The sequence below is a fragment of the Paenibacillus mobilis genome (assembly GCF_058267595.1).
This window is the reverse complement of sequence record NZ_JBZCMS010000003.1, coordinates 162,933-187,399: the sequence shown is the minus strand read 5'-3', so window position 1 is coordinate 187,399 and position 24,467 is coordinate 162,933. Positions and strand designations below refer to the sequence as shown.

Annotated in this window: 21 protein-coding genes; 13 read left to right on the top strand and 8 right to left on the bottom strand. The window is 54.0% G+C overall.

What is annotated here, in order from left to right; translation table 11 throughout:
• Window positions 1–4 precede the first annotated feature (4 nt).
• The 3 genes from AC3ZPD_RS07160 to AC3ZPD_RS07150 are packed head-to-tail and all read right to left on the bottom strand — an operon-like array spanning window position 5 to window position 2,267.
• Entirely contained in the window at window positions 5–1,198 is a 1,194-nt protein-coding gene (locus AC3ZPD_RS07160; RefSeq protein WP_490983591.1) for a glutathionylspermidine synthase family protein, read from the bottom strand.
• Window positions 1,195–2,037, bottom strand: a complete 843-nt coding sequence (locus AC3ZPD_RS07155; protein WP_490983590.1) for a hypothetical protein — start codon at window positions 2,035–2,037, stop codon at window positions 1,195–1,197. Before AC3ZPD_RS07155 ends, AC3ZPD_RS07160 begins: the two co-directional genes overlap by 4 nt.
• A 26-nt stretch (window positions 2,038–2,063) precedes the next feature.
• Entirely contained in the window at window positions 2,064–2,267 is a 204-nt protein-coding gene (locus AC3ZPD_RS07150) for a hypothetical protein (protein WP_490983881.1), read from the bottom strand.
• Between the two features lie 285 nt (window positions 2,268–2,552).
• Between AC3ZPD_RS07150 and AC3ZPD_RS07145 the strand changes: the two genes are divergently transcribed.
• The 7 genes from AC3ZPD_RS07145 (at window position 2,553) to AC3ZPD_RS07115 (ending at window position 10,924) form a co-directional block, all read left to right on the top strand.
• A complete protein-coding gene (locus tag AC3ZPD_RS07145; RefSeq protein WP_490983589.1) occupies window positions 2,553–4,577 on the top strand; it encodes a methyl-accepting chemotaxis protein in 2,025 nt (674 codons plus the stop codon).
• A 214-nt stretch (window positions 4,578–4,791) separates the two neighbouring features.
• A complete protein-coding gene (locus AC3ZPD_RS07140; protein WP_490983588.1) occupies window positions 4,792–5,721 on the top strand; it encodes a LysR family transcriptional regulator in 930 nt (309 codons plus the stop codon).
• A gap of 119 nt (window positions 5,722–5,840) precedes the next feature.
• Complete coding sequence (locus tag AC3ZPD_RS07135; RefSeq protein WP_490983587.1) at window positions 5,841–6,650, top strand: ABC transporter ATP-binding protein; 810 nt, start codon at window positions 5,841–5,843, stop codon at window positions 6,648–6,650.
• Between the two features lie 25 nt (window positions 6,651–6,675).
• Window positions 6,676–7,551, top strand: coding sequence for an ABC transporter permease (locus AC3ZPD_RS07130; RefSeq protein WP_490983586.1), 876 nt, complete (start codon window positions 6,676–6,678; stop codon window positions 7,549–7,551).
• Between the two features lie 37 nt (window positions 7,552–7,588).
• On the top strand, window positions 7,589–8,629 hold the full coding sequence (locus AC3ZPD_RS07125; protein WP_490983585.1) for an ABC transporter substrate-binding protein: 1,041 nt from the start codon (window positions 7,589–7,591) through the stop codon (window positions 8,627–8,629).
• Between the two features lie 28 nt (window positions 8,630–8,657).
• Window positions 8,658–9,413, top strand: coding sequence for an isochorismatase family protein (locus tag AC3ZPD_RS07120; protein ID WP_490983584.1), 756 nt, complete (start codon window positions 8,658–8,660; stop codon window positions 9,411–9,413).
• A 125-nt stretch (window positions 9,414–9,538) separates the two neighbouring features.
• Window positions 9,539–10,924, top strand: a complete 1,386-nt coding sequence (locus AC3ZPD_RS07115; RefSeq protein ID WP_490983583.1) for an MFS transporter — start codon at window positions 9,539–9,541, stop codon at window positions 10,922–10,924.
• Between the two features lie 120 nt (window positions 10,925–11,044).
• Here AC3ZPD_RS07115 and AC3ZPD_RS07110 read toward each other — a convergent pair whose 3' ends face one another.
• Entirely contained in the window at window positions 11,045–12,160 is a 1,116-nt protein-coding gene (locus tag AC3ZPD_RS07110) for an ATP-binding protein (protein WP_490983582.1), read from the bottom strand.
• Window positions 12,161–12,521: 361 nt separating this feature from the next.
• Window positions 12,522–13,568, bottom strand: coding sequence for a threonine aldolase family protein (locus tag AC3ZPD_RS07105; protein WP_490983581.1), 1,047 nt, complete (start codon window positions 13,566–13,568; stop codon window positions 12,522–12,524).
• A gap of 208 nt (window positions 13,569–13,776) precedes the next feature.
• Here AC3ZPD_RS07105 and AC3ZPD_RS07100 point away from each other — a divergent pair, with 208 nt between their 5' ends.
• The 4 genes from AC3ZPD_RS07100 to AC3ZPD_RS07085 all read left to right on the top strand — a co-directional run bounded on the left by AC3ZPD_RS07100 (window position 13,777) and on the right by AC3ZPD_RS07085 (window position 19,838).
• Window positions 13,777–17,178, top strand: coding sequence for a DEAD/DEAH box helicase (locus AC3ZPD_RS07100; RefSeq protein WP_490983580.1), 3,402 nt, complete (start codon window positions 13,777–13,779; stop codon window positions 17,176–17,178).
• A gap of 58 nt (window positions 17,179–17,236) precedes the next feature.
• Window positions 17,237–17,890 carry a TetR/AcrR family transcriptional regulator gene (locus AC3ZPD_RS07095; protein ID WP_490983579.1) on the top strand — a complete coding sequence of 218 codons (654 nt, stop codon included), beginning with the start codon at window positions 17,237–17,239 and terminating at the stop codon, window positions 17,888–17,890.
• Between the two features lie 249 nt (window positions 17,891–18,139).
• A complete protein-coding gene (locus AC3ZPD_RS07090) occupies window positions 18,140–18,784 on the top strand; it encodes a peroxiredoxin-like family protein (RefSeq protein WP_490983578.1) in 645 nt (214 codons plus the stop codon).
• Window positions 18,785–18,992: 208 nt separating this feature from the next.
• Window positions 18,993–19,838 (top strand): hypothetical protein, encoded by an 846-nt coding sequence (locus AC3ZPD_RS07085; protein WP_490983577.1) that lies wholly within the window; start codon window positions 18,993–18,995, stop codon window positions 19,836–19,838.
• Here the strand turns inward: AC3ZPD_RS07085 and AC3ZPD_RS07080 are convergent.
• Both AC3ZPD_RS07080 and AC3ZPD_RS07075 read right to left on the bottom strand, forming a co-directional pair.
• The gene (locus AC3ZPD_RS07080; protein WP_490983576.1) at window positions 19,835–20,011 is read right to left on the bottom strand and encodes a hypothetical protein; all 177 of its coding nucleotides are present in this window, start codon (window positions 20,009–20,011) and stop codon (window positions 19,835–19,837) included. The two genes, AC3ZPD_RS07085 and AC3ZPD_RS07080, sit on opposite strands and share 4 nt — an antisense overlap.
• Entirely contained in the window at window positions 20,008–20,193 is a 186-nt protein-coding gene (locus AC3ZPD_RS07075; RefSeq protein ID WP_490983880.1) for a GNAT family N-acetyltransferase, read from the bottom strand. The genes AC3ZPD_RS07080 and AC3ZPD_RS07075 overlap by 4 nt, the downstream gene beginning before the upstream one ends.
• 552 nt (window positions 20,194–20,745) lie before the next feature.
• On the opposite strand from AC3ZPD_RS07075, the gene AC3ZPD_RS07070 reads away from it, so the two are divergent.
• The gene (locus tag AC3ZPD_RS07070) at window positions 20,746–21,999 is read left to right on the top strand and encodes a saccharopine dehydrogenase family protein (protein WP_490983575.1); all 1,254 of its coding nucleotides are present in this window, start codon (window positions 20,746–20,748) and stop codon (window positions 21,997–21,999) included.
• Window position 22,000: 1 nt separating this feature from the next.
• Window positions 22,001–23,128: a carboxynorspermidine decarboxylase gene (gene nspC / locus AC3ZPD_RS07065; protein ID WP_490983574.1), complete on the top strand. Its 1,128-nt coding sequence runs from the start codon at window positions 22,001–22,003 to the stop codon at window positions 23,126–23,128.
• 191 nt (window positions 23,129–23,319) lie between these two features.
• On the opposite strand, the gene AC3ZPD_RS07060 is transcribed toward nspC, so the two are convergent.
• Window positions 23,320–24,345 (bottom strand): SMI1/KNR4 family protein, encoded by a 1,026-nt coding sequence (locus tag AC3ZPD_RS07060; protein ID WP_490983573.1) that lies wholly within the window; start codon window positions 24,343–24,345, stop codon window positions 23,320–23,322.
• Window positions 24,346–24,467: the final 122 nt, after the last annotated feature.

Here is a 24,467-nt window from a genome sequence, read left to right as displayed (position 1 = left end):
ACATTTATTTCACTCCCAACGCGATAAAATGACTGGCGTTTCCGGTAATCGGCCCGCCGGCTCTGCCTAATAGACCACATGGCATCCCGTTTATAACAAACATACCGGTCAGCAGATGAAGCTCGCCTTCGGCGGTTTCGATCTTCGCCAGCTCCGCCCTCTTTTGATACACCGTAGGGAACAGCACGCTGCCGTCAAAACCCTCCCGGTCCTCCAGCTCCAGTTGGCCGGCCGAGTCGAACAGGCGCACGGATCCGCCCTCGCGCCCAAACATCGATTTGGATACAAAGCTGCCTGAAAACACCGGTTTATTGTAAGTAGGCAGGACATACTTAGAGATAGTCTCCCGCTCCTCTTCGCCAAACAGCAGGCCCAGCTCGTAAAGCCCCCAAACGACGGCAAGCAGACCTTTGGACTGCAGCAAAATGCTGTGCGGCGGGTTAAAAATAGCCAAACGTTCCGTTTCAATCGCATAAGACAACGCTTCTCCGGCGTCGTCCACCATCATCCATTCCTTCGGATATAAAGCGAACATCCGCTCAATGACGCGGCCGTCTTTGTTTTTCACCAACCCGTTATCGATCCAAAGCTCCAGGCAGTCCTCACAGGCTACATCCAGCCCGCTGTGCCGGACCAGCGCCTCGATCGTCCCCGAGTCCTCCGTATGCCAGCCGTAAGCGACGCAAGCTGCCGTATCCGGGCGTTCGGCCGCCCACGCTTCGGCCACCAGCTCTTTCATCCGGCTGTTCGGCGAAGCCACGCCAGCCTGCCCGGCCATCCACGGCGTGGCAATTGAAGCCTCCACGTACCCCGTCGGCGTGTCCGCATTCAGCTCAAGCAGCTTGATCGTCCCGTCATTCGCCACCGCGAAGTCAAACCGCGCATATCGGCTGATCAGGCCGGGTTCCGCCAGCGGGGCCAGATCAAGCATCTCCCACAAAATCGGCGGAATGCCGATAAGCTCATACAAGTCACGGCGCCGGTAGACATAACGCGCCGCTTTATCGAGAATCATCCAAAGCTTTCCGGAGACGGTCTCCAGTTCCTCGTATAACGAGTGCGGCATCAGTATCATCTGGTCGATCCAATAAGCCTCGTCCTCCAAATCGGCCCATGCGAAGCCAAGCTCTTCCAGCTCCTTAACCCGGCTCCCCCGGTCGGGGTGCGGCGCTCCAACCACTTCGAAAATGCTGCTCATCCGCCAAAAAAACCTCCGCTGGATTTCGTGCTCGATTTGGAACCGGAGCTGAAGATTGAGCTGGATCCGCTCGAGCCGGAGGAGCTTGAGCCTGAACTGGAGCTTGAGCTGCCGGATCTAGTAATTGAGCCCGCGGATGAGCTTTTACCCGTGCTGCTTGAGCCGCTGGAGCTCAGTCCGCTTGATTTACCGCCGATGCCTCCCGGCGACGAAGACGTAGAACGTCTCGTAATAGAACCGGTCGTAGTTGTCGAGGTTTTCGGTTTGACTGCCGAACCTACAGTTGATTTGTTCTGGAACGATCCGCTGGAGTAGCTGCGCGGTTTATATTGCGTGCTTGTGCCGGTGTAATAACCGCGGTGATCGTTGTACCAGCCGCTGGACGAATAACCGGACCCGCTGTTAAAGAGCAGATGGTACAGCAGCAGGTCGTCCCATCCGAAACCGGAGCCCGTACTCCCATAGTTATTCACGATGGTTGTGCCTCCGGTTCCTGCGGCTCCCGGCTCAGGCGAGGCCGATGGCTGCGGCGCGTCCCCGTCTTCCATGGAGGCAGGAAGCGGGATGTTCCAGTCCACATTTTTATCGAAATACTGCTTCACTTCCTCCGTCGACCAGGACACCAGCTTCGGCTCATCCCCGGACGAATCGGTGCTGTCCGCTGAATAAGCCGCGCCCGGAATAAAAATAGCGTTGGCCAGCAGCGCAATCCCAAGCGAAGTCGATAAGACGCGGAGAGGTTTGCCCTCCGGCGCCAGCCTATCTTTCAACCGCTCCCGCAGCTGTTCGTCATTCTGTTCCATAAACGGTTCTTGCTTAGGTTCCTTTTCGTGTGCCAATTCGGATTCCTCCCTGCCGAGCTTCATTATCCGTGACGTACCGGTACAAGCAGCAGCTCCAGTTTGCCCTCATCCACATTTAATCTGCCTTCGACCGTTTCGTACTCGCGGCCGCCGACGATCAAATAATTGACGTGCTCCAGCGCCGCGATCATGTTGGAAGTCCAAACCCGTTCTTCCATTTCCCGGACCTCGCCGTCCGGCAGCTTCTCAAATAAAACTACGCTCATCTGCTGTTCCAAATGCCTTCCCCCTCATATAAACATTATCTAATGATACGCGCCTGAATGCTCCACGTTTCACCTCTTACCCCGATTTGGCGGTAAACTTATATCAGGAATGGGAATAGATCCCATTCTAGCATAGTGACTCTGGAACGGATTGGCAATTAAAAAATCCCGCTGCAAAAAAATCCGCTAACCGGGCATGGAAATACGCGTAATTCTATTATAAACTGGAATAATCTGTGCAAGTTTTCAGCCAGAAACGCAGAAGAGAGAGAGGAAGTTTTAGTCATGAAAGTTTGGTTTAAGCAGTTAAAAAAAGGGGAGCCTTCTTTAAAGTTAAAGCTGATTGCATTTCTCCTGATCCTTACGGTCGTTCCCGTCATAATCGTCGCCTTGATCTCCACCCGTTTGTATTCGGGCATTGTAGCAAAGGAAATCCGGGACCAGCAGTCGATGATCGCCTCGACGAACGCCAGTCACCTTAATGATTTGCTGCAGACGAAGGTCGAAGCGCTCGAAGTGATGGCCAACCAGTACAGGGATGTTTTTCTAAACGGGAATGAAGAGGAGATTGTAGCGAGCCTGAAAATGATGAAGGCTATGAACCCGGACGTCATTTCCTATGCTTTTTCGGACGGGCAGGGCCGCTTGGTCAATGAATCCTCGGAAAAGTTTGATATATCGCAGTACGACAACTTCAAACGCATTCAGAAAGAGAAAACGGTAGGCATTTCCGATATTGCGCAGGATCTGAAAACCCATCAGAACATTATCATCATCGATTTCCCGCTGCTCGGGGATTCCGGCGAGCTGAGCGGGGTGCTTCAGGCCGACGTGAGTCCGGGCGGCATTCTGGAGCAGCTGAATCAAAACAAAATGAGTGAAACCAGCAGCGCATTTCTCCTCTCCAAGACGGGAAACTATCTCGCTTACCCCGAGGAGGCCCGAGTCGGCAAAAATATCAAAGATTTTGAAAGCCCGGCAGCAAGCTCCGTTTACACGGATGAGATTTTGAAGAACCGGCAAGGCACGACTACATATAAGCTAAAAGACGGAACCACCGAAATGGCCTCTTACGATCTGGTCGGGATAACCGGTTGGCGGGTTGTAGCCGCAGGCGAGCAAGGGGATTTGATGAAGGAAGCCCGCCATTCGGAGTTGATCGCTTACGGATTTATCCTCCTCTGCGCGCTGCTGGTCGCGGTATTGGCTTATTTTGCGGCGAGCTACATCCTTCGTCCGATTTATGTACTGATCCGATTGATGAAAAAGGCTGCCTCAGGCGACCTGACGGACCGCCTGCCGGTGAAAGGCCGGGACGAAATGGAGCAGCTTAAGCAGCATACCAACATCATGCTGGACTCCTTTACGCTGACGCTGCGGAAGCTTGAAGAAGCCGTGCAGCATACGGCCGCTTCTTCCCAGCAGCTGACCGCAATTGCGCAAAATTCCGTCAGCGGCTCGGAGCAGACTGCCAAGGCCGTCGCCGAAATGGCGAAAGGGGCCGAGGCGCAGGCCGAAGGCTCCCAGCAATCGGCATCGGCGATGGAGGAAATGTCGATCGGCATCCAGCGGATCGCGGAATCCTCCAGCATCGTGAACGAGAAAACGCTGCACGTGCAGGATCAGATCGCGCAGGGGGATCAGGTGATCCAGGCCGCAGTTGGCCAGATCGACAACGTCAGCCGGGCGGCCGACCGCTCCGCAGACCGGATCCAGCAGCTCGAAGCGCACTCCTCGGAAATCGACCAGATTGTCCGCTATATTTCGGAGATTGCTCAGCAAACCAACCTTCTGTCCCTGAACGCTTCCATTGAAGCGGCCCGGGCCGGCGAGCACGGACGGGGTTTTGCGGTCGTCGCCGAGGAAGTGAAGAAGCTCGCCGAGCAGACGGCCCAGTCCACCGGGACGATTGCCGGCATTATGTCCGAGATTCGCAATGCTGCGGCCCAGACGGCCCGGTCTATCCAGGAGGAACGCGAGGAAGTCTCGAAGAGCGTTCAGCAGATGGAACAGGTCGGCCAGGTTTTTGGCACGATCGTTCAGGCCGCTGCCGAGGTATCCATCCAGATCAACGAGGTATCCGCCGCAACCGAGCAGCTTTCAGCGGGAACCGAACAGGTCTCCGCCTCCATGCAGGAAATGGTGGGCATTTCGCGAGGGTCGCTGCAGGAGCTGAACGGCATCGCGGCCAAAACCGAGGAGCAGCACCGTTCGATGGAGGAAATTTCGGCTTCTTCCGAATCGTTGAGCCAAATGGCGGCAGAGCTGCAGGAGCTGGTGTCCAAGTTTAAGACGGGCAAAGAAGCCTAAGCACCATACCAACGTCCGGATTACGGACAACAAATAAAACCGCCCTTCAAGGCTGAAGCCTTGAAGGGCGGTTTTTCTCTATTTTAGTGAACAACGGTTGAATAATTATTAGTTTCTAATACTTAAATAGTATGTGTCCCGCCTCCGCTTTTCAGGTAAAATGACCTCATAAATCGCACGCAGCCCAGTCGTCGACCAAGAGGAGGAAAGCAAAATGGACATGCTGGATCTCAAAGTTTTTATCGCCGTGGCTGAAAGCAAAAGCATGAGGAAAGCCGCTCCATATGTCGCTTTAACCCAGCCGGCCGTCAGTCTTCGAATCGCCGGTTTGGAGACGGAGCTTGGCGCCCCGCTGTTTAACCGGACCCGCTCGGGCGCGATGCTTACGGAAGCCGGCACGAAGTTTTACTTCTACGCGCAGTATGCGCTTAGCGCGCTTGAAGCCGGCCGGGAGGCGATAGGCAAGCTTTCCGCCGCGCAGGTGCAGGAGGAGGCCAAGCTCAGAATCGGCATCGTCGAATCCTTGACCCATGTCATGCTGCCCGCCATCATCCAGTCCGTGAAGGAACAGGCCCCCGGCCTGCAATGGAAAATCAGCACCGGCCAATCGCTGGATCTCGCTTTGCAGACCGTATCCGGAGAGCTGGACCTCTCTTTCGTCAACCAGGTCTTCGCCCCGCTGCCCCAAATCCGGACCGTAAAGCTGTTCGAGGAACCTCTCGTTTTTATCGGCCCCAAACAAGCCGGTTTCCCCCGTTTCCACAGCCTGTCTACCTACCTGCAGGAGGTTCCCGTCGTTTTGCTCAAACGCCAGATGCCTTTGCGTGAGCTGCTGGAGCAGCAGCTGTTCGCCCCCCGGCGGCTTCAACCCCAAAGATTGATCGAAGTGGATACTTCCCATATGGTCCGGCAAATGGTCGCCCAGGGAAGCGGCTGCTCCTTCCTGCCCTTATCGTCACTTTGGCCTTCCGGCAGCCACTGCGACATCGAAATTATCCCTCTTCCCGAGTTTCATTTGAAACAAAGCTTTTACTGCGCTTATCCACTCTCTCTGTCCGAAAAAATATTAGGCCTGCTCCCCGGCCTGCAGGCCCTGATCCGAAAGCAGGTCGAGGATTACCGAAATGGCAGTCTCTCGGGATAACCACGTCAACCGCCTTATCACAAGTCAACTTAACGTTAAATAATCTGACATAATAATTGCTTATCACCTCCGTTATGTGAGATATATTACTATTTGCTTAACACAAGGAGGTGGATGAGATGGCCCTATATAAGATGGAACTGGAAAATGTCGCAAAAACCTACAAGGCAGCCGACGGAACCTCCGTCAAAGCGCTTGGGCCGGTGGAAATGAAGATTCCCAATCACCGGTTCATCAGCATCGTCGGACCCAGCGGCTGCGGCAAGTCAACGCTGTTCAATATCATTTCCGGTCTGGTGGATACCTCGGAAGGCGCCATCTATGTAAACGGAAACCGCGTGGATGGGCTTACCGGGATCACCGGCTACATGCTGCAGAAGGACCTGCTGCTCCCCTGGCGGACCATTTTGGACAACGTGATCCTCGGGCTGGAAATTCAGCGCATCCCGAGGAAAGAAGCCAAGCGCAAAGCGCTCCCCCTTTTGCACAAATACGGTTTAAAAGGGTTTGAGCATCACTACCCTGCCCAGCTGTCGGGCGGCATGCGCCAGCGGGCGGCTCTCCTTCGGACGATCCTTTACGACCGGGACATCATTTTGCTGGATGAGCCCTTTGGCGCTCTTGATGCCCAGACGCGAGCCATGATGCAGGAGTGGCTGCTGGACCTCTGGGATGATTTCCAGAAGACGATCCTGTTTGTCACGCATGACATGGAAGAAGCCATTTATCTGTCTGACGAGGTCTACATCATGACCTCCAGACCCGGAACCATTAAACGCCACCTGACTATCGACCTGCCCCGGCCAAGGAAACCGCAAATCATCACGTCTTCCCGCTTTATCGAACTTAAGGAAGAAGCGCTCCGGACGCTTTCGGAAGAGACGATGAAGGCTTATCAGCTGGAAACGGCCGCTCAACCGGCCCACTAATCCCATAGAAAAGGAGTGATCAGTCATGCAGAGCGACGGGGAGGCGCTTGAGCTTGAACAAGGCGGGAAGCTGGGACAAATCGGGCATTTGGCGTCCCCTCGCCCCAAATCAAGCGCTTTGAAATACGAAATGACAAATCCTAAGCCCTGGATTGTGAACGCGGGAAGAGCAGCCTTGTTTCTCGTGATTTTATTGCTTTGGGAAGCAGGCGCGAGGCTCGGCGTCATCAATCCTTTCTTCTGGAGCCAGCCGGTCGAAATTGCCCGGACCTGGTGGTCCGGCGTCCAATCCGGAGCCGTCTGGTCCGACACTTTTTACACCTTCCGTTCAACGGTCCTGGGTTTTCTTCTGGGGACGGCAGGGGGCACGCTGCTCGGATTATCCTTCTGGTGGTCCAAATATTACGCCCGGATATTCGAGCCGTTCATTATTATGTTTGAGGCTATGCCCAAGCTGGCGCTTGCTCCGATCATCGTTTTGGTATTCGGTATCGGCATCGGCTCCAAAATCGCCATGGGTTTCGCCATTACCGTCGTCATCACGACCCTCACTACCTACAACGGCGTCCGCAGCGTGGATAAAGACCTGGTTCGGATGGTTTATTCGCTGGGCGCTTCCAGGTTCCAGGTCTTCTCCAAGGTCATCGTTCCCACGGCCATCCCGGCCATGATTTCGGCGCTGCGGATCAATATCGGACTGGCGCTGACCGGTGCGATCGTGGGCGAATATATCGGCTCCGAGCAGGGGCTGGGCCGGATGATTTTTTACGCGGGGCAAACCTATGAAATCAGCCTGATCTGGGCCAACATTTTTAATTTGTCCATTCTTTCCATGCTGCTCTATATCCTTGTCGGAAGATTGGAAGTTTTCTTGTTAAAAGGTTTTACGCATCAAAAATAAAGAGTTTTTACTTGGAGAAGCGGGGGAGGAAGCTGAAATGACCAAAACCAAACCATTGTCCCGACTGGGCATGTTCCTTGCCTTCGCCTTGATGGCCGCTTTGATCGCGGGATGCGGGGCGACGAAATCAAAAGAAACCGTGGCCGAGGCGGCAGGTCCCGGCGGCCAGGCCGGCAGCGGGCAGACCAAGGAAATCACGATCGCCGAACCGGTTCACAGCACGGGGTATCTTCCACTCTATATCGCCATTCACAAGGGATTTTTCGACGGCTTAAACGTTAAGGCCGTTACCCTTGCCGGAGGAAGCGCCCATACCAATGCCGTGCTGACCGACCAGGCCTTCGGCTTTATCGGCGGGCCCGAGCATAATGCCTTTGCCGAGGTCAAAGGCGCCAACCTGCGGGCCATCGTCAATATCGTCAACCGCGGCAACGTCTATCTCGTGGCACGGTCCGATCTTAAACCCGGCGAAGACCTGGCCGCCTTCATGAAAGGTAAAACCGTAGCCGTATCGCAGTACGGAGGTACGCCAAACTCGATTATCCGGTATCTTGCCGTACAATGGGGGCTGGAGCTAGGCAAGGATCTGACTTTAAAAGAAGTGGACAATGGGGCGATTCCCGCGGTCATCCAGCAGAAGCAGGCCGATGTCGCCGTAGTCAGCGAACCGGTTCTGACGCAGGGCATCCAGGAAGGCATTTGGGGCGAGCCGTTCTATAACGTGCCGAAGGAGCTTGGGCCTTACGCTTATTCCACGATCAATATCAAGGAAGCCAATATTACGAATGATCCCGATACCGTGCAGAAATTCGTCGAAGGCATTCAAAAAGGCCTGGCCTTCCTGAGGGACAACAAAGAAGAAAGCATGGAAATTGCCAAAGAAGAGTTTCCCGATATGAAACCCGAGCTGCTGAAAGCCACGATCGACCGCTCCTACGAAGATCAGCTATGGGAGTACACCGGCCAAATTACCGAGGATTCCGTCAAAAATGCTCTGGCCGTCGTTCGGGCCGCCGGCCTTCTGAAAGACAATACGATCGGCTACGACGATATTATCGATACCCGTTTTGTCAAATAAACGACTATTCAATTCCAAGGAGGATGAAATGATGAAAGTATGGGATAAGTTCTTAACAGACCGTGACAAGCTGGTGTTCGGAAGCGCAGGCTACGATGTGAAAGGCGGATTCGGCAGCCGGCCTGCCGTCCTGGTCGTCGATGTGAATTACGCCTTCTGCGGGCATATCAGGGAGCCTATCCTGGACTCCGTGCAGACATGGCGCAACAGCTGCGGCGAGGAGGCCTGGGAAGCCATCCCGTATATTCAAAAGCTGCTGGGAGCCGCCCGGGAACAGCGCATCCCGATTTTCTACTCCACCGGGATCGACCGCCGTCCCGACGGCTTTGATGCGGGAGGCTGGCGCCGCAAAAACAGCCGCTCCGGCGAAAAGAAAGGCATCCCCGGCTTCGGCGGGAACGAGATCGTCCGGGAGATTGCCCCGCAGGACAGCGACATTGTCATCGAAAAACTCAAGCCTTCTCCGTTCCACGGAACACCTTTGATCGGCTTCCTGACAGATCTCGGCATCGATACCCTGCTCATCTGCGGCACGACAACCAGCGGCTGCGTCAGGGCCAGCGTCATCGATGCTTTCTCCTACAACTTTAATGTCGGCATCGTGGAGGAATGCACGTTTGACCGTGGGGAGGCCTCGCACGCGATCAACCTCTTCGATATGAACGCCAAATACGCCGACGTCATCAGCACCGAAGAAGCCGTAGGTTATATGCTGCAAACGGAAAAAGGCCTGCATGACCACAAAATCGCGTTCCCTGCCGACAGCTCGAATGTCACTGCTTAAAGGAGCGCAGCCAAGGAATCGAGCATTAGCGGAGTCCCGGTCCCCTGGGTACTCCGCTTTTCTTTGGCGTTCGTCCGGTTCGCAGGGTTCGCCCCATCCCATTCTCAAGTCAAGGAGGTACGACCATGGCAGCAGCTTCGCCTTCCCTTCCGGCCTCCAGCCGTTATAACCCCGTCTGGATTTCCTTGTCCTGCGGTTTATACTGGTTTGCTTTCTCACTCACCAGACCGATCATCTCCCTTTATGCGGCTTCTCTTGGCATGAAGGGCATCGCCGTCGGTACCGTGCTGGCTATCTATGCCGTGCTGCCTCTTCTGGCGGCCATTCCCGGCGGCTTTATCGCGGACCGGCTGGGCAGAACGCTGGTGCTGAGAACGGGAGCGGTCCTGATGCTGGCCAGCGGCACGCTCTACTGGATCTCCTCCTGGTCTTCTCCTCCGGTGTCCTCCGGGCCCTCCTGGGGACCCTGGGTACTGGCCGCCGCTCAGCTGCTGGCCGGGCTGGGCCAGATGGCCGTTTGGCTGGCCGTCCAGGTGCTGATTACCGAAGGTCCGAAGCAAAACCATGATGGCAGCTTCGCTACCTTCTCTTTATATATGGCGGTCGGGCAAATGATCGCGCCGATCGTCTCCGGATTTTTGTCGGAGCAGTATGGGTATCGCATGGTTTTTGTCGGATATGCGCTGAGCAGCCTGCTGTTGATCTGGACCTCCTGGCAGTGCAGGGAAACGGCGCGCAGCGAGGAGTCCCGGATCGGCGGCCAAACGCACGAACTCGGCAGACCAGCCCCTGACCCCCACGGCACGGTGCAGCCTACCGCCGCTGCGGGAGCTTCAGCTCCCGGTTCTTTCCGGACTCATTCCCCCTTCCCTTTGAAGCGGGTGCTCCGGCAGTGCCTGGAACTGCTGCGGAACCGCAAATTTTCCGTCATTTTGCTTACGACCTTCATTGCGCTGTTTATCGCGGACGTCCGCACGGCTTACCTGCCCGTGCACCTGGAATCACTTGGCATCTCGAATACCAAGGTCGGCCTGATCGTTTCGGTCGGGGCGCTCTCGGCTTTGTTTGTGCGGCCGATCTACCCGCGCCTGGTCAAAAAGCTTTCTTTCCGCTGGCTGCTGATCTCAACCTACGGCATTTCGCTGCTGCTTCTGTTCGGCGTGCCGCTTATCAGCAATTTCTACCTGATGGCCGGACTCGTTTTTCTCACCGGCCTTGCGCTCGGGATCAACCAGCCGATGACGTTATCGATGATCGCCAGCTCCACGGAGTCCGAGGAACGCGGGGTGGGCATCGGCCTCCGGCTGATGTCGAACCGGGCCGCCCAGCTGATGGACCCGCTGCTGTTCGGCATTTTCACCACGTTTGCCAGCCTGCAGACTTCCTTTTGGCTGGTGGGAGCCGTATTGCTCCTTTGCTGCGCCTTTACGGTTCATCTCTACATTTCCGCCGAGAAGGAGCCGCAAACGCGAATCCGGCAAGCTCAGCTGCTGTCGGAGGAGCAGGCCTGACAGGTCCCTTGCAAAGGGCAAGCTGCAAAACCCAAAATGACCTTATTGGCTTTGGCCTTTAGGGTCTTTATTTCTTATCCGGCCCTCACAGCACTTCCTCCAGCCTCTCTCGTTCAACCCTTAAGAAGACAGCGGCTGAGCCGGAATGGTCAGCAGAAAAACCGTGCCCTCGCCTTTTTCGCTCCGGACCTCGATGCTGCCCTTCAGCTTGTTGATGGTGCTGTAAACCATGAGCATGCCGAGCCCTGTTCCTTCTGATTTAGTGGAATAATACGGCTTGCCGAGGCGCGAGATTTCCTCCTTCGTCATGCCGATGCCGTTATCCCGGATGCTGATGATGATATTTTGTTTTTTATCCGAGATCTCGATGCTCAAAACGCCCCCGCCTTTTCCCTTCATGGCCTCAATGCCGTTTTTGTACAGATTGATCAGGCACTGCTGGACCTGGTTGCGGTCATAACTCGTCTTCAGCGAGTTATTGAAATGAAATTCGACCTCCACCTCGTTGATCGAGGCATAAGGCATGATGACGTTTTTGGTGTATTCCAGCTCTTCAAGCATATCCGAATAAACCATGTTGGCCGACTGGGGTTTGGCGAAGGAAAGGAAATCGCTGACGATTTTCTCCGCTCGCTGGAGCTCCTGGAGCGACAGGTGGATAAACTCTTTTTCCCGTTCCGTCAAATTATTGGACTGATTGAGCAGCTGCAGAAACCCGCTCGTCACCGTAAGCGGATTGCGGATCTCGTGCGACACGCTCGCCGCCAGCTCGCTCACTACGTTTAACCGCTCGGTCTGGATCATCCGGTTGCGGTTTCGGATCGTGGCCAGAATGCGTTCTATTAAAATCATGATGATCGCCATCATCACCGTATTGGTCGTCAGCGCATTTAAAGTGAGCAGCCAAAACTGCCTGTCCGCCTGCCCGGTGACGAAAACCAGGCTGACCAAATAGCAGCCCATCGTCAGGAATGAGGCCGCAGAGGCCGCCAGAATACGGCCTTTGGAGGATAACTGAAGGAACTTGATACGGAACATCGGCACCATCAGCAGCACGAAGGTCGAGAAAAGAAAAGAGGGGAGAATGCCCTCTCCACCCACGTACAACCGGGAAAGGTTTAAGATGATGTATAACGGAAGAACATACAGGTAGCCCCCAAACAGAGCCACGATGATAAAAGGAATATATCTCAAATCGAAAGTGAAGCCAGTCTCCAGTTGAATAGGCTTAAGCATGCATAGACTCATGGTCACCGCCGATAGAAGAACAAGAAGTTTCCTGTTATAAGAATGGGGCCGGTTTTCAAAGAAAAGCAGATACACGACCACAGGAACGAGCAGAAACAGGAAATTTAAAAGTAAAGCTTCAAACAAAGGCATCTTCCTTTCAAGCTTTTGTCGTCAAGATGGAGGCTATGTAAGTTTCTGGGCTTTATTATAAAACTTTACGATAATTGATAGGACCCCGTAAAGCTAAACTTAATCGGAGTTTGTCAAGATTGAGCGTGCAAAAAAACAAGCACACGAAGTCAGCTTCGAATGCTTGTTCATTTCACTAATCTGCTATGCTCCGGGTCCCGCTCCCCTCAGCGGCAGTTTACAGTTCCTTATGCAGACGCTTGATGTCGCCGATCAGCGCTTCAACGTTTTCCTTTTTGGTCGCCCAGCTGGTGCAGAAGCGGACAACCGTTTGATCGGCGCCTGCTTTTTCCCAGGTCGAGAAGGAATATTTCGTGTTTAGCCCTTCCAAAAGCCGGTCCGGGAGGATCGGGAACTGCTGGTTGGTTGGCGAGGCATACTTGAAGGAATAACCCAGTTCCGCAATCGCGTGCTGGAGGTTTACTGCCAGCTCAACGGCGTGTTTGGAAATATCAAAATAGAGCCCGTCCTCAAACAAGGTTTCAAACTGGATGCCCAGCATCCGGCCTTTGGCCAGCATGCCGCCTCTTTGCTTGATGTGGTAGCGGAAATCCTTTTTCAAGGCTTCGTTCACGATCACCACCGCTTCGCCCATCATCGCCCCGACCTTGGTTCCCCCAATGTAAAAGACATCGCACAGCTTGGCCAGATCGGCCAGCGTGACGTCGTTGTTCTCCGCGGCCAGCGCGTAGCCGAGCCTCGCCCCATCCACAAACAGCGGAAGTCCGCACTCGCGGCTTACCCGGTAGAGGGCTTCCAGCTCCGCTTTGCTGTAAATCGTTCCATTCTCCGTCGACTGGGAAATGTAAATCATGCCCGGCTGAACGACGTGCTCATGCGCGGGATCGTTCCAGTGGGCGTCGTACACCTCTCTGACCTGCTCCGCCGTGATTTTCCCGTCCCCGCTTGGCACGGTCAGCACCTTGTGCCCCGTCGCCTCGATCGCTCCGGTCTCATGGCCGGCAATATGCCCGGAAACGGCGGCGATCACGCCCTGATACGGACGCAAAACCGAGGCGATCACCGTCGTATTCGTCTGCGTTCCTCCCACCAGAAAATGCACGTCCGCTTCGGGTGCCCCGCAAGCTTTCCGGATATAGTCCCGCGCCCGCGCGCAGTGCTCGTCCGTCCCGTAACCGCTGGTCTGTTCCTCGTTGGTTTCCAGCAGTCTCTTCAAAATGCGCTCATGCGCGCCTTCGGTATAGTCGCTTTCAAATCGGATCATCGTTCGTTGTCCTCCTGGTTCATGTTATTCGAAGTTTGTTCCGTTCCTGCATGCCATAGATTCCTATTCATTATACGCAATCCCCCGGCCTGTAAAAAAGAGATTTCTTGCCCCGCAACCGAAGGCCGAAACTCTCTTTCCCAAACTTCTTATGCTACAATAAATCAAACAAACGTCTGTTCTATAGATTCGGAAAGGTGCCGGTCCAATGAGCGCTTATTTAACCAAAAAATCGATCAAACAATGGTGCGGAGCTTATTCCTATCAAAAAGGGGAACGGCTGAGCCGCGCCCGAAAGGTTCAGTTTACCGAGTTCCACGAAGACACTGGCCGATACAAGGCCGAAGTGAACAGTCAGGGCCTGCACGAGGTCCGGCTGGCCTTTGACCGCGAAGGCCGGCCGCATGCCGAATGCTCCTGCCCTTCCCTGGACTCGTATGACGCCTTTTGCGGGCATATTGCCGCCGTGCTGCTTCGGCTTTACGACCTCCGTCAAACCGAAGGGTGGGAGTTTACGCAGCAGACGAAGAGCGGGCAGCGCGCGACACCTGCCAAGCTCGCAAACGAGGCCGGTACGGCAGGCAGGGACGGTGACCGTAGTGCGGCCGGGGTCCCCCTCCTCGCCGATCGGATTCTCGGATTGTTCGAGGACAAACCCGTCCGTCCGGTTCATAACCGTACGCTGGTCGAAACCCGGACCCTGCTGCAGGTCGAGTTTGTCCTAAAGCTGCTGGAGCTGGGCTCCGGCACCTCCCTGTTCGGCATCGAGCTTAAGGTCGGTCCCAATTCGTTATATATCATCAAAAATATCTCCTCCTTCCTGGATCAGCTGCTCCGTGCGGAAAGCAGCAGCCTTTCGCCGAGGTTCAGCTACGATCCCGAGCTGCACAGCTTTGCCAAAGAGGATGAAGCCGTGCTGCGTACGCTCGGCGAGCTGCTCCAGGACCGGAGCCAATACAGGGAAACGGACCGTCTGGAGGCTATTTTTGCCCCGGGCGCAGGCAATAACCGCATGCTGCTGATTCCCCCGCAGGTATGGACGAAGCTGTTTCCGCTGCTGCTGCAGGCACCCAAAGTGATCATCATGGACGGTGAGGAAAAATTTGAGGGCTTCTCTCTCTCCGAGGGGCCCCTGCCCCTTCGTTTTGAACTGGACAAGGCGGGGAACAGCGGCGGGGACGGCGATGGAGACTTCGTTTTTCGCGTGCATGGACTGGAACGGTTTAAGCTGCTGGAGCCGTATAAGGCAGCGTTCCTGGAGGGCAGGCTGATCCCGCTGCCGGCCAAGGCCTGTAAACAGCTGGCCGAGCTTAAGACGATTCTGGACGAGGCGGAAGCCGGAACAACATCACGAAACGCCGCCAATCCCCTTCCTCCGGGTATCGTTCGGATTCCAGGCAGCCATATCGAAGCTTTCATGAAAAAAGCCGTGCCCGGCTTCAAAAAACTCGGCGGTTTCAGCATGGCGCCGGCTGTCGCCGAACGCGTCGCACAGTTCCCGCTGCAAGCCAAGCTGTATTTGGACCGGGTCCGCGATCGGCTGCTGGCCGCCGTTGAGTTTCAATACGATACGGTGGTGATCAATCCGCTCGAGGAGGAGCGCACCCAGCAGGGCTTCCACCGCATTCTGATCCGGGATGCCGAGAAGGAACGGCAGATTCTCGACCTTCTGGAGCAGCAGCCCTTCACCAAAACGGAAGCCGGTTATTTTATGGACGAAGAGGAATCGGAATTCAACTTCCTTTACACCGTCGTTCCGCAGCTCGAGAAGCTGATGAAGGTATACGCCACTACGGCGGTCAAAATCCGGGTGCACAAGCCGGATGAAGTGCCGAAGGTCAGCCTGCAGGTCGGCGCGAACGAAACGCTGAACTGGCTGGAGTTCCGCCTGAACATGGGCTGGATTCCGGAAACCGAAATTCGCGGCCTGATCCAGTCGTTAGAGGAGAAGCGGAGATATTACCGTTTGCCCTCCGGCTCCCTGCTGCCGCTGGACAGCGCCGAGCTGCAGGAAATGGCCGATTTCCTCAAGGAAACCGGCCTGCTGCGCAGTGAAATCAAAGACGGCAAAATCCGTCTCCCCTTCATTCAGGGCCTTCCGCTAATCGGCCAGATCCCCGATACCGTCAAGCTGGACCGGCCGGTCCGCCAGCTTCTGGAGAACCTGCGAAACCCGGACAATCTCGACTTTCCGGTTCCCGCTTCACTCTCCGGTGTGCTGCGCGATTATCAGAAGCTGGGGTATCAATGGCTGAAGACGCTGGCCCATTACGGGTTTGGCGGCATTCTGGCGGATGACATGGGTCTTGGAAAAACGCTGCAGAGCATCGCTTACATCACCTCCGTTTTGCCCGTGATCCGGGAAAAACAGCTGCCGGTGCTGGTCGTTTCTCCCGGTTCGCTTGTGTACAACTGGCTGGCCGAGCTGCGGAAATTCGCGCCGGAGATCCGCGTGCTGGTCGCCGACGGCAGCCAGTCCGAACGGGCCGCCAAGATGCAGCAGCTGGCGGAAAGCGACGTCGTCCTGACGTCTTATCCGCTTCTGCTGCGGGATAAGAAGGAGTACGGCAAGCGATCTTTCCATACGCTCATCCTGGATGAGGCCCAGGCGTTCAAAAATCCTACGACCCAGACCGCGCAAGCGGTCAAGTCCGTTCAGGCGGACTACCGGTTCGCCTTGACCGGCACGCCGGTCGAGAACCGGCTTGAAGAGCTGTGGTCGATTTTCCACGTCGTGTTCCCGGCTTTGTTCCAGGATCTGAAGGCGTTCGGGAACCTGACGCGCAAAGAGGTATCGAAACGGGCTCAGCCCTTTATGCTCCGCAGATGGAAGCGGGACGTCCTCCAGGATCTGCCTGAAAAAATCGAATCGCTCCAGCCGGCCGAGCTGCTGCCGGAGCAGAAAAAGCTTTACGCCGCCTACCTGGCCAAACTTCAGCAGGATACGCTGAAGCATCTGAGCGTGGACGGCTACCAGAAAAGCCGGATCAAAATCCTGGCCGGCCTGACCCGGCTCCGCCAGATCTGCTGCCACCCCTCCTTGTTTGTGGAGGGATACAAAGGAAGCTCCGCCAAGCTGGAGCAGCTGTTGGAGATTGTGGAGGAGTGCCGGGCGAACCGGAAACGGATGCTGATCTTCTCGCAATTTACGGAAATGCTCGGGCTGATCGGCGGCTCCCTGGACGATCTGGGCGTGCCGTATTTCTACCTGGACGGGTCGACCCCAGCCCGGGAACGCGTAGAGCTCTGCCGCCGGTTTAACGACGGTGAAATGGACGTATTCCTGATCTCCATGAAGGCGGGCGGAACCGGGCTGAACCTGACCGGAGCGGACACCGTCATTCTTTATGATCTATGGTGGAATCCGGCCGTCGAGCAGCAGGCCGCGGACCGCGCTCACCGCATGGGGCAGAAGGAGGTCGTCCAGGTGATCCGCCTGATTGCCAAAGACACCATGGAGGAGAAAATGTACGAGCTCCAGCACAACAAAAAGCAGCTGATCGATGAAGTGATGGGGAACGGTCATCGGCAAGGTCAGGCGGGTGAAGAACAGGATCCCTCATGGACGGGCCTGACCGAACAGGAGCTTCGTGAAATATTGATGCTTTAAGGGTTTGGTATCCCGTATTTTTTTGGATGGATGTCTCCATTTTTGCTATACTGAAGGTATGGAAAATTTAAAACAAAACCCAAACCAAACCGAAAATCAAACCCAAAACCAAACTCCCAAGCTGACCAAAAAAGGCCAGGCCACGCGGGCTCGCATCGTATCCGCCGCCGCCAAGCTGATGTTTGAACGCGGCGTCGCGGGCACAAGCGTGGAAGACGTTCAGCAGGAAGCCGGCGTCAGCTCTTCTCAACTGTATCATTATTTCAAAGAAAAACGGGAGCTGGTGCTCGCCGTCATCCTTTATCAGAACGACCAGGTGCTTGGCTCCCAGGAGCCGCTGCTGAGCCACCTCGACAGCCTGGAAGCTCTCCGTTCCTGGCGGGACGCGCTTGTCCAGCACCAGATTCATCAAGGGTTCCAGGGCGGTTGTCCGATCGGCTCGCTCGGCAGCGAGCTTTCGGACCTGGAGCCTGCTGCAAGGAAAGAGCTGGCCGATGGCTTCATGCAGTGGGAGCTCTCGATCCGCCAAGGGCTTCAAGCCATGTACGACCGCGGCGAAATGCGCCCTGAAGCAAACCCGGAACATTTGGCGCTTGCCCTGCTGGCGGCGCTTCAAGGCGGGCTGCTGCTCGCCAAGGTCCGCAAGGAGGCCGCGCCGCTGGAAGCGAGCATGGACGCCATGCTGGAGCATGTCCGGTCCTTCATGATTTAAGATCCATTCCGTTACAAAAATAAAAAGGAGGTCCGTCCCGGACTGAAACATCCCTAAGGGCAAATGCCAGTGCCTTTAGGGATTTTTTATGCCGCAAACAAAGTTCATTTTTTGGAGTTGACACTCCAAAAAAAATCAGATAATATGAACTCAACAATAAAATGGATTGATCACTCCAAAATTACATACCTTTTTATAACAGGAGGAGAAAACAGGGTTTTCAATTGATCCTATCGAGGAGGACTAAAGATGTCATTAAATCAAAAGTTAGCCGAAGCCAAACAGGAGTTTATCGCCCATACCCCGCTTGAGATCCAGACGGAATTGTTTCGCTCGATCCGTGAGCAGCAGGAATCCGGTATATCCTACGGGCTGCAGGAAGGGCAAAAAGCCAAAGATTTTACATTGAAGAACGCACTCGGAGAAACGGTCAACCTGTATGATGAATTGTCCAAAGGCCCGGTCGTGCTCACCTTTTACCGGGGAGGCTGGTGTCCTTTCTGCAACATGCAGCTCAAAGCCTATCAGAAAGTTCTGCCGGATATTGAGGAGCTAGGCGGCCAGCTGATCGCGGTCAGCCCGCAAAGCCCGGACAATACCTTGTCCCAGCGGGAGAAAGAAGACCTTACTTTCCAGGTGCTCAGCGACAGCAACGGTTTGGTAGCGGCTTTCTACAATATCCTTTATGACGTGCCGGATTATCTTCAAAACGTGATGAAAAATCAGATGAACCTGGATCTCGCCGAATATAACGCGACAAACCGCTGGATTCTGCCGATCCCTTCGACCTTTATGATCGACGAGTCCGGCATCATTCGTTCGGCTTACGTGAATCCGGACTTTATGCAGCGTTTTGATCCGGAGGACATCCTCCGCGAACTGAGAAAACTTTAATAAAACGACTCTGAACCGTTCTCAGGATCAGGATCTTCATATACAAAAATAAACCGGTAGCCCCGGTTTATTTTTTTGTTTTTTTTAGAAAACGAAAATCCTGCTGCCCGAGCATGCTGCCCGGCTATATTCAGCGTGGGACGTTAGTGAGGATGAATAGCCCGGCAGTTTTGGGGAAACTTAGGAAAAAGAAAATGGGGGAGCCTCCATGCCCAATTATGTCCCTTACCTGCTGCTTGCCGCTTTGAGCCTGGCCCTTATTGCATGGATCTTAATCCAAAAAAAACAAGCGGGTTATGCCGCTTTGTTTATGTGTTATTCCGGAATGGTTTATTTTGCGGAGTTTTTTGTTTTAGTTCTTGGGGACAGCTATGCTTATCATCCCGAGGTTCTCCCTCAACCATATTACGACAATATATTGGGCTCTTTTCCTTCGAACTTATTTATCATCCCTTCCTTAGCTCTGCTGTCGGCGGTATTTAAGCTCCGGTTCCGCTGGCTGGCTCTTTTTGCTGCCGCTCTGGTGGGCGTAGAGATTCTGTTCGAAGAAATGGGCATTTATGAACGTTACTGGTGGAGGAGAGAATACACCCTTCTGGTTATGTTACTTTATTTCCCTTTAACCCAGTTCTGGCTGCGCTACCTTCAGGCCGGCCGGGGATGGGCGAGTTTTCTGTCCTTATGGATGGTGGCGTGGAGCAGCGCTGCGACTGTAATGTACGTCATGTCGGTTCTTGGCATACGGCGTTATCACGTAGGTATTTTTGCGGATATCTATAAAGACGATGTTTTTTCCTCTGCCCTATGGGGGTTTGCCAAAGGATTGATCTTTGCCATATTCATCTTCTGCATCAAGAAGCCAGGATGGCAGCTGCTGGCCCCCCTGCTTGTCTTCTGCACCGATCTTCCGCTGTACTTATTAGGCATACTGATTGTAAACATCCCGTTCTGGATTTATATACTGATCTACCTGGTTATCGCTTATGCTCTGCTGCTGTGGCTGCGGTTTGCCTGTTCCTTTTTTACCGGCCTGGGGAGGCTGCGACGAAGCTAGCCCATAAGCTTCTCAAATTCCAATTCGTGTTCAATCGGAATCCCGTCCTGCCCGGTCAGCGGAATTTGCGGCTTCAGCTTTCGCGTATGCTCCAGCGCATGCCGGCCAAAGCCGCACATCGTCATCCCGTTTCTTTGCAAAAAACGGATCGCCCGCGTGTTGTCGTTCGTCACGATGCACCAGATTCTGGGCAGCCCTGCTCAGCAGCCACTCGCTCCAACTCCTTGATGAGGGAAGCGCCTATGCCCTGCCTGCGTACCGTGCTGTTGACGGTCACGATCTCCCAGCCCTCGTCTTCCCTGGCATAGGTAAGCATCCCAGCGATTTCCCATTCTGCAAAGGTCCGGGATGCCACATTAAAGGCACTTGATTTCAAAATTATTTTTAAATTTCCATTGCCGTTTGGGTGATGACCTGTTATGATGGAGTTGTGTGAATTTTGGAAAGCTAATATTCAATATATTATTCAGGTCTTTCCAAGCAGATAATTTTGACCACTTCTCCAAAGAAGTTAAGGCCATACGGACAGCCGGGTCAAATGCCGATTGGCAACTCTTGTTGCCTTATTGATTGAGTTAAAAGCTCAAATTTTATAAGTTGGTTACTTTACAACCAGTGCATCTGCACATCAACTTGTGAAACGGTCAATAAGAGTGGTAAAGGCGAATTATTTGCTAAATAGACTCTGATCCCAACCCGATATATTTGAATATTAAGAGCTTATCCATAACAGGTTTTTTTATGGCTGATGGATGCCGGGCTTGTCCGGTCATTTTTAGGGCTTTCTTAATTTCGAATACTATCGCAAGCAAGTGATGATGCGCAGTTGATGCGTTTTGTTCACTTGCTTTTTTATTTGTTTCGTGACGGTTTTTCACAAAAAAAGATGAAGAGGAGAATGGAGAAAATGGGAAAAGCGCTTATTATCGGAGCGGGCGGAGTTGCTTCCGTTGCCATCCACAAATGTGTTCAAAACAGTGAAGTATTTGAGGAAATCTGCATCGCCAGCCGCACAAAATCCAAATGCGACGAGCTGAAAGCAAAATTGGACGGCGGTAAAACCAAAATTACTACGGCTCAAGTTGACGCCAACAATGTAGATGAATTGATCGCCCTGATCAACGAAGTCAAACCGGACATCGTCATGAACCTGGCTCTGCCTTACCAAGACCTGACCATCATGGACGCCTGCCTGGCAACGAAAACGCACTACATGGATACGGCGAACTACGAACCGGAAGATACTGCGAAATTCGAATACAAATGGCAGTGGGAATACCGCGAGCGTTTCGAGAAAGCCGGCATCACCGCTTTGCTCGGCAGCGGCTTTGACCCGGGCGTGACAGGCGTATTCTCCGCATATGCTCTGAAGCATTATTTTGATGAAATTGAATATATCGATATCCTGGACTGCAACGGCGGCGACCACGGTTATCCTTTCGCCACTAACTTCAACCCTGAAATCAACATCCGCGAGGTTTCTGCGAGCGGGAGATACTGGGAAAACGGCGAATGGATCGAAACCAAACCGATGGAGATCAAACGCGTCTACAACTTTGCCGAAGTCGGCGAAAAAGACATGTACCTGCTTTATCATGAAGAGCTGGAGTCCCTGGCGGCTAACATTCCTGGACTGAAACGCATCCGTTTCTTCATGACCTTCGGACAAAGCTATTTGACGCACCTGAAGGCGCTCGAAAACGTCGGCATGACTTCCATCGAGCCGATCGAATTCGAAGGCAAACAAATCATTCCGCTGCAGTTCCTGAAAGCCGTTCTGCCTGATCCTGCTTCCTTGGGACCACGCACGAAAGGCAAAACGAACATCGGCTGTATTTTTAAAGGCAAAAAAGACGGCAAAGACAAACTTTACTACGTATACAACGTTTGTGACCATGAAGCATGCTACAGAGAAGTGGGCTCCCAGGCTGTTTCTTACACAACAGGCGTCCCTGCCATGATCGGCGCCATGATGATCCTGCAAGGACACTGGAACAAACCGGGCGTTTACAACGTGGAAGAGTTCAATCCGGATCCGTTCATGGAAGCCTTGAACAAATGGGGACTTCCTTGGGTTGAAGATTTCAATCCGGTTATCGTTGACGCTTATCCGGAAGACGAGAAATCCGCCTCCAAGCGGGAAGCAGAGGTCGTTAAGTAAAATGCGCTTTGAAGAACTGCCCACACCATGTTACGTAGTAGATGAACAGCTTCTGGAGAACAACCTGAAAATTCTGGCCGGAGTCATGGAGCGTACGGGTGCCAGCATCATTTTGGCGCAAAAGGCTTTCTCGATGTACACCACGTATCCTCTGATCGGCAAATATTTGAGCGGAACGGCGTCCAGCGGCCTTTATGAAGCGCGCCTCGGACACGATGAAATGGGCAAAGAAAACCATGTCTTTGCCCCCGCTTACCGCGATGACCAAATCGACGAAATTATTTCGATTTGCGACCATATTATTTTTAACTCGTTCTCCCAGGTGGAGAAGTATGGGGCTAAGGTGCTTGCGGCCGGCAAGAAGATCGGTCTGCGCATCAACCCGGAATGCTCCACCCAGGTGGGACACGACATTTACAACCCTTGCGCCGTAGGCTCCAGATTTGGCGTAACGATCGAGAACTTCCGTCCGGACCTGCTGGACGGGATTTCCGGTCTGCATTTTCATACGCTGTGCCAGCAGAACTCGGATGACCTGTCGACCACGCTGGACGCGATCGAAGAGAAATTCGGGCCTTACCTATCCCAGATGGAATGGATTAACTTTGGCGGCGGCCATCATATCACCAGAGAAGACTATGATATTCCGCTCCTGGAGGCCTGCATCAAACGCATGCAAACCAAATACGGTTTGAAAGTTTACCTGGAACCAGGCGAAGCGGTTGCGCTGAACGCCGGTTACCTGGTAACTACGGTGCTGGATACGATGAAAAACGGCATGGATATCGCGATTCTCGATACCTCCGCTTCCTGCCATATGCCTGACGTGCTGGAAATGCCGTACCGTCCGCCGCTTTTGGGTTCCGGTGAACCCGGCGAGAAAGCTTACACTTACCGCCTTGGCGGCCCGACCTGCCTTTCCGGGGATAACATCGGGGATTATTCCTTTGATGAGCCTCTGAAACCCGGCGACCGTCTGGTCTTTGGCGACATGGCCATCTATTCGATGGTGAAGAACACAACGTTTAACGGCATGCCGCTTCCGGCTCTCGTGCTGAAGGAAAAATCCGGGGACTGCAAGGTCCAGCATGAGTTCGGTTACGAAGATTTCAAAATGCGTCTTGCTTAAGCGGTTTGGTTTAGCCGAATAAAACCCTATTCAAGTATTATACTTGTGTCCGCATTTTTTAAGCCCTGAAATTTCGACGAAATTGGCTTACGTCAAAGCTGGCTCCTCAACGGCCCGGCTGCTCATTCGAAAAAGGCTGCTCCCTGGAAAGGGGCAGCCTTTTTTATCTTTTTTATCTTTTATTACACTGCTTATTCGGCCGTATTTCCCGTCTCCCTCACCAATCCCTGGACAAAGGTTTTGAAATCGGGAGCGAGCCTAGTGACCTTGTTCTTGTTCCCCGCATCCACATGCACGACCTCCGGTTCGCCGTCATTGCCGGCTTCCCGGTAATCCAGCATCACCGCTTGATGCTCGTCCGGGCATTCGCCGATCACCACGCCAAATTCGGGATAACCCTCTTTCTCGATCAGGTAGCGGCTGCCGCGTTCTCCGCAAAGCGAATGGCTTTTGTCCCGTCCGATGCCCAGAATGGCTGAAATCGCGACCTGCTCCTCCAGATCTCCCCGTTTAACCGGGAATATCCGCCGGTGCGGCACGCCCCCGTTATGTATTCTCATCATCTCCACATAGGAAGCCGGCAGCTTGAAGACAAGCTCCTCTTCCACGGAAGCGATCAGCTCATCCGAAGGCAGGTCCAGCACATAGGCTTCGGAGGCTTCCGCGCTGTCCTCCCAGAACCCATCCGGGCTTAGCTCTACATGACCACCGCTCGCAGCCGATTCGCTGATTAAACCGCCGGATTCCATGGATACGCCCGAAACGGTGACTTCGGATTGCCTGGAGACTTCGCGCTGCCCCGAGATATCGGGGCTGCCGGTCTCGCTGTCTTCTTGGGGTTCAGCGGCTTCCCCAGCGGAATTTCCGGCCTGTTTATCCGCGATCCAATCCAGAAACTCCAGGGTATCCTCGTCCCCGGGATCCAGTTGGTCCGCAAGCGTAAATTCGCGTTTAGCCTCTTCATACTGTTCCAAATAGTAATAAGCCAGCCCTAAACGGTAATGCCAAAGAGGATCGTCCTGTCCTTCTTCCGCCACTGTCAGAAACTGTTCACCCGCCTCTTCATAACGCTCCAGATTGTTGAGCGCCCGGCCCAAATGGCCGATCATTTCGTAATCTCTTTCCTCTGCCGGTATGCCTTCAATGGTTTCCACAATTTGCTCATATTGATCGGCCTCATGGTACGCTTCCAGCCGTTCCCGAAGATCCTCGTTCATCCCTATGCCCCCCGATACTGAATTCGTTGTAAATTATACCATTTGGGGAGGCCCACACTCCAGTAGGCGGGTCACAGGGTTATTTAGCTTGTTCTTTTCTCCATGTTCGCCCGCAAAAAGAC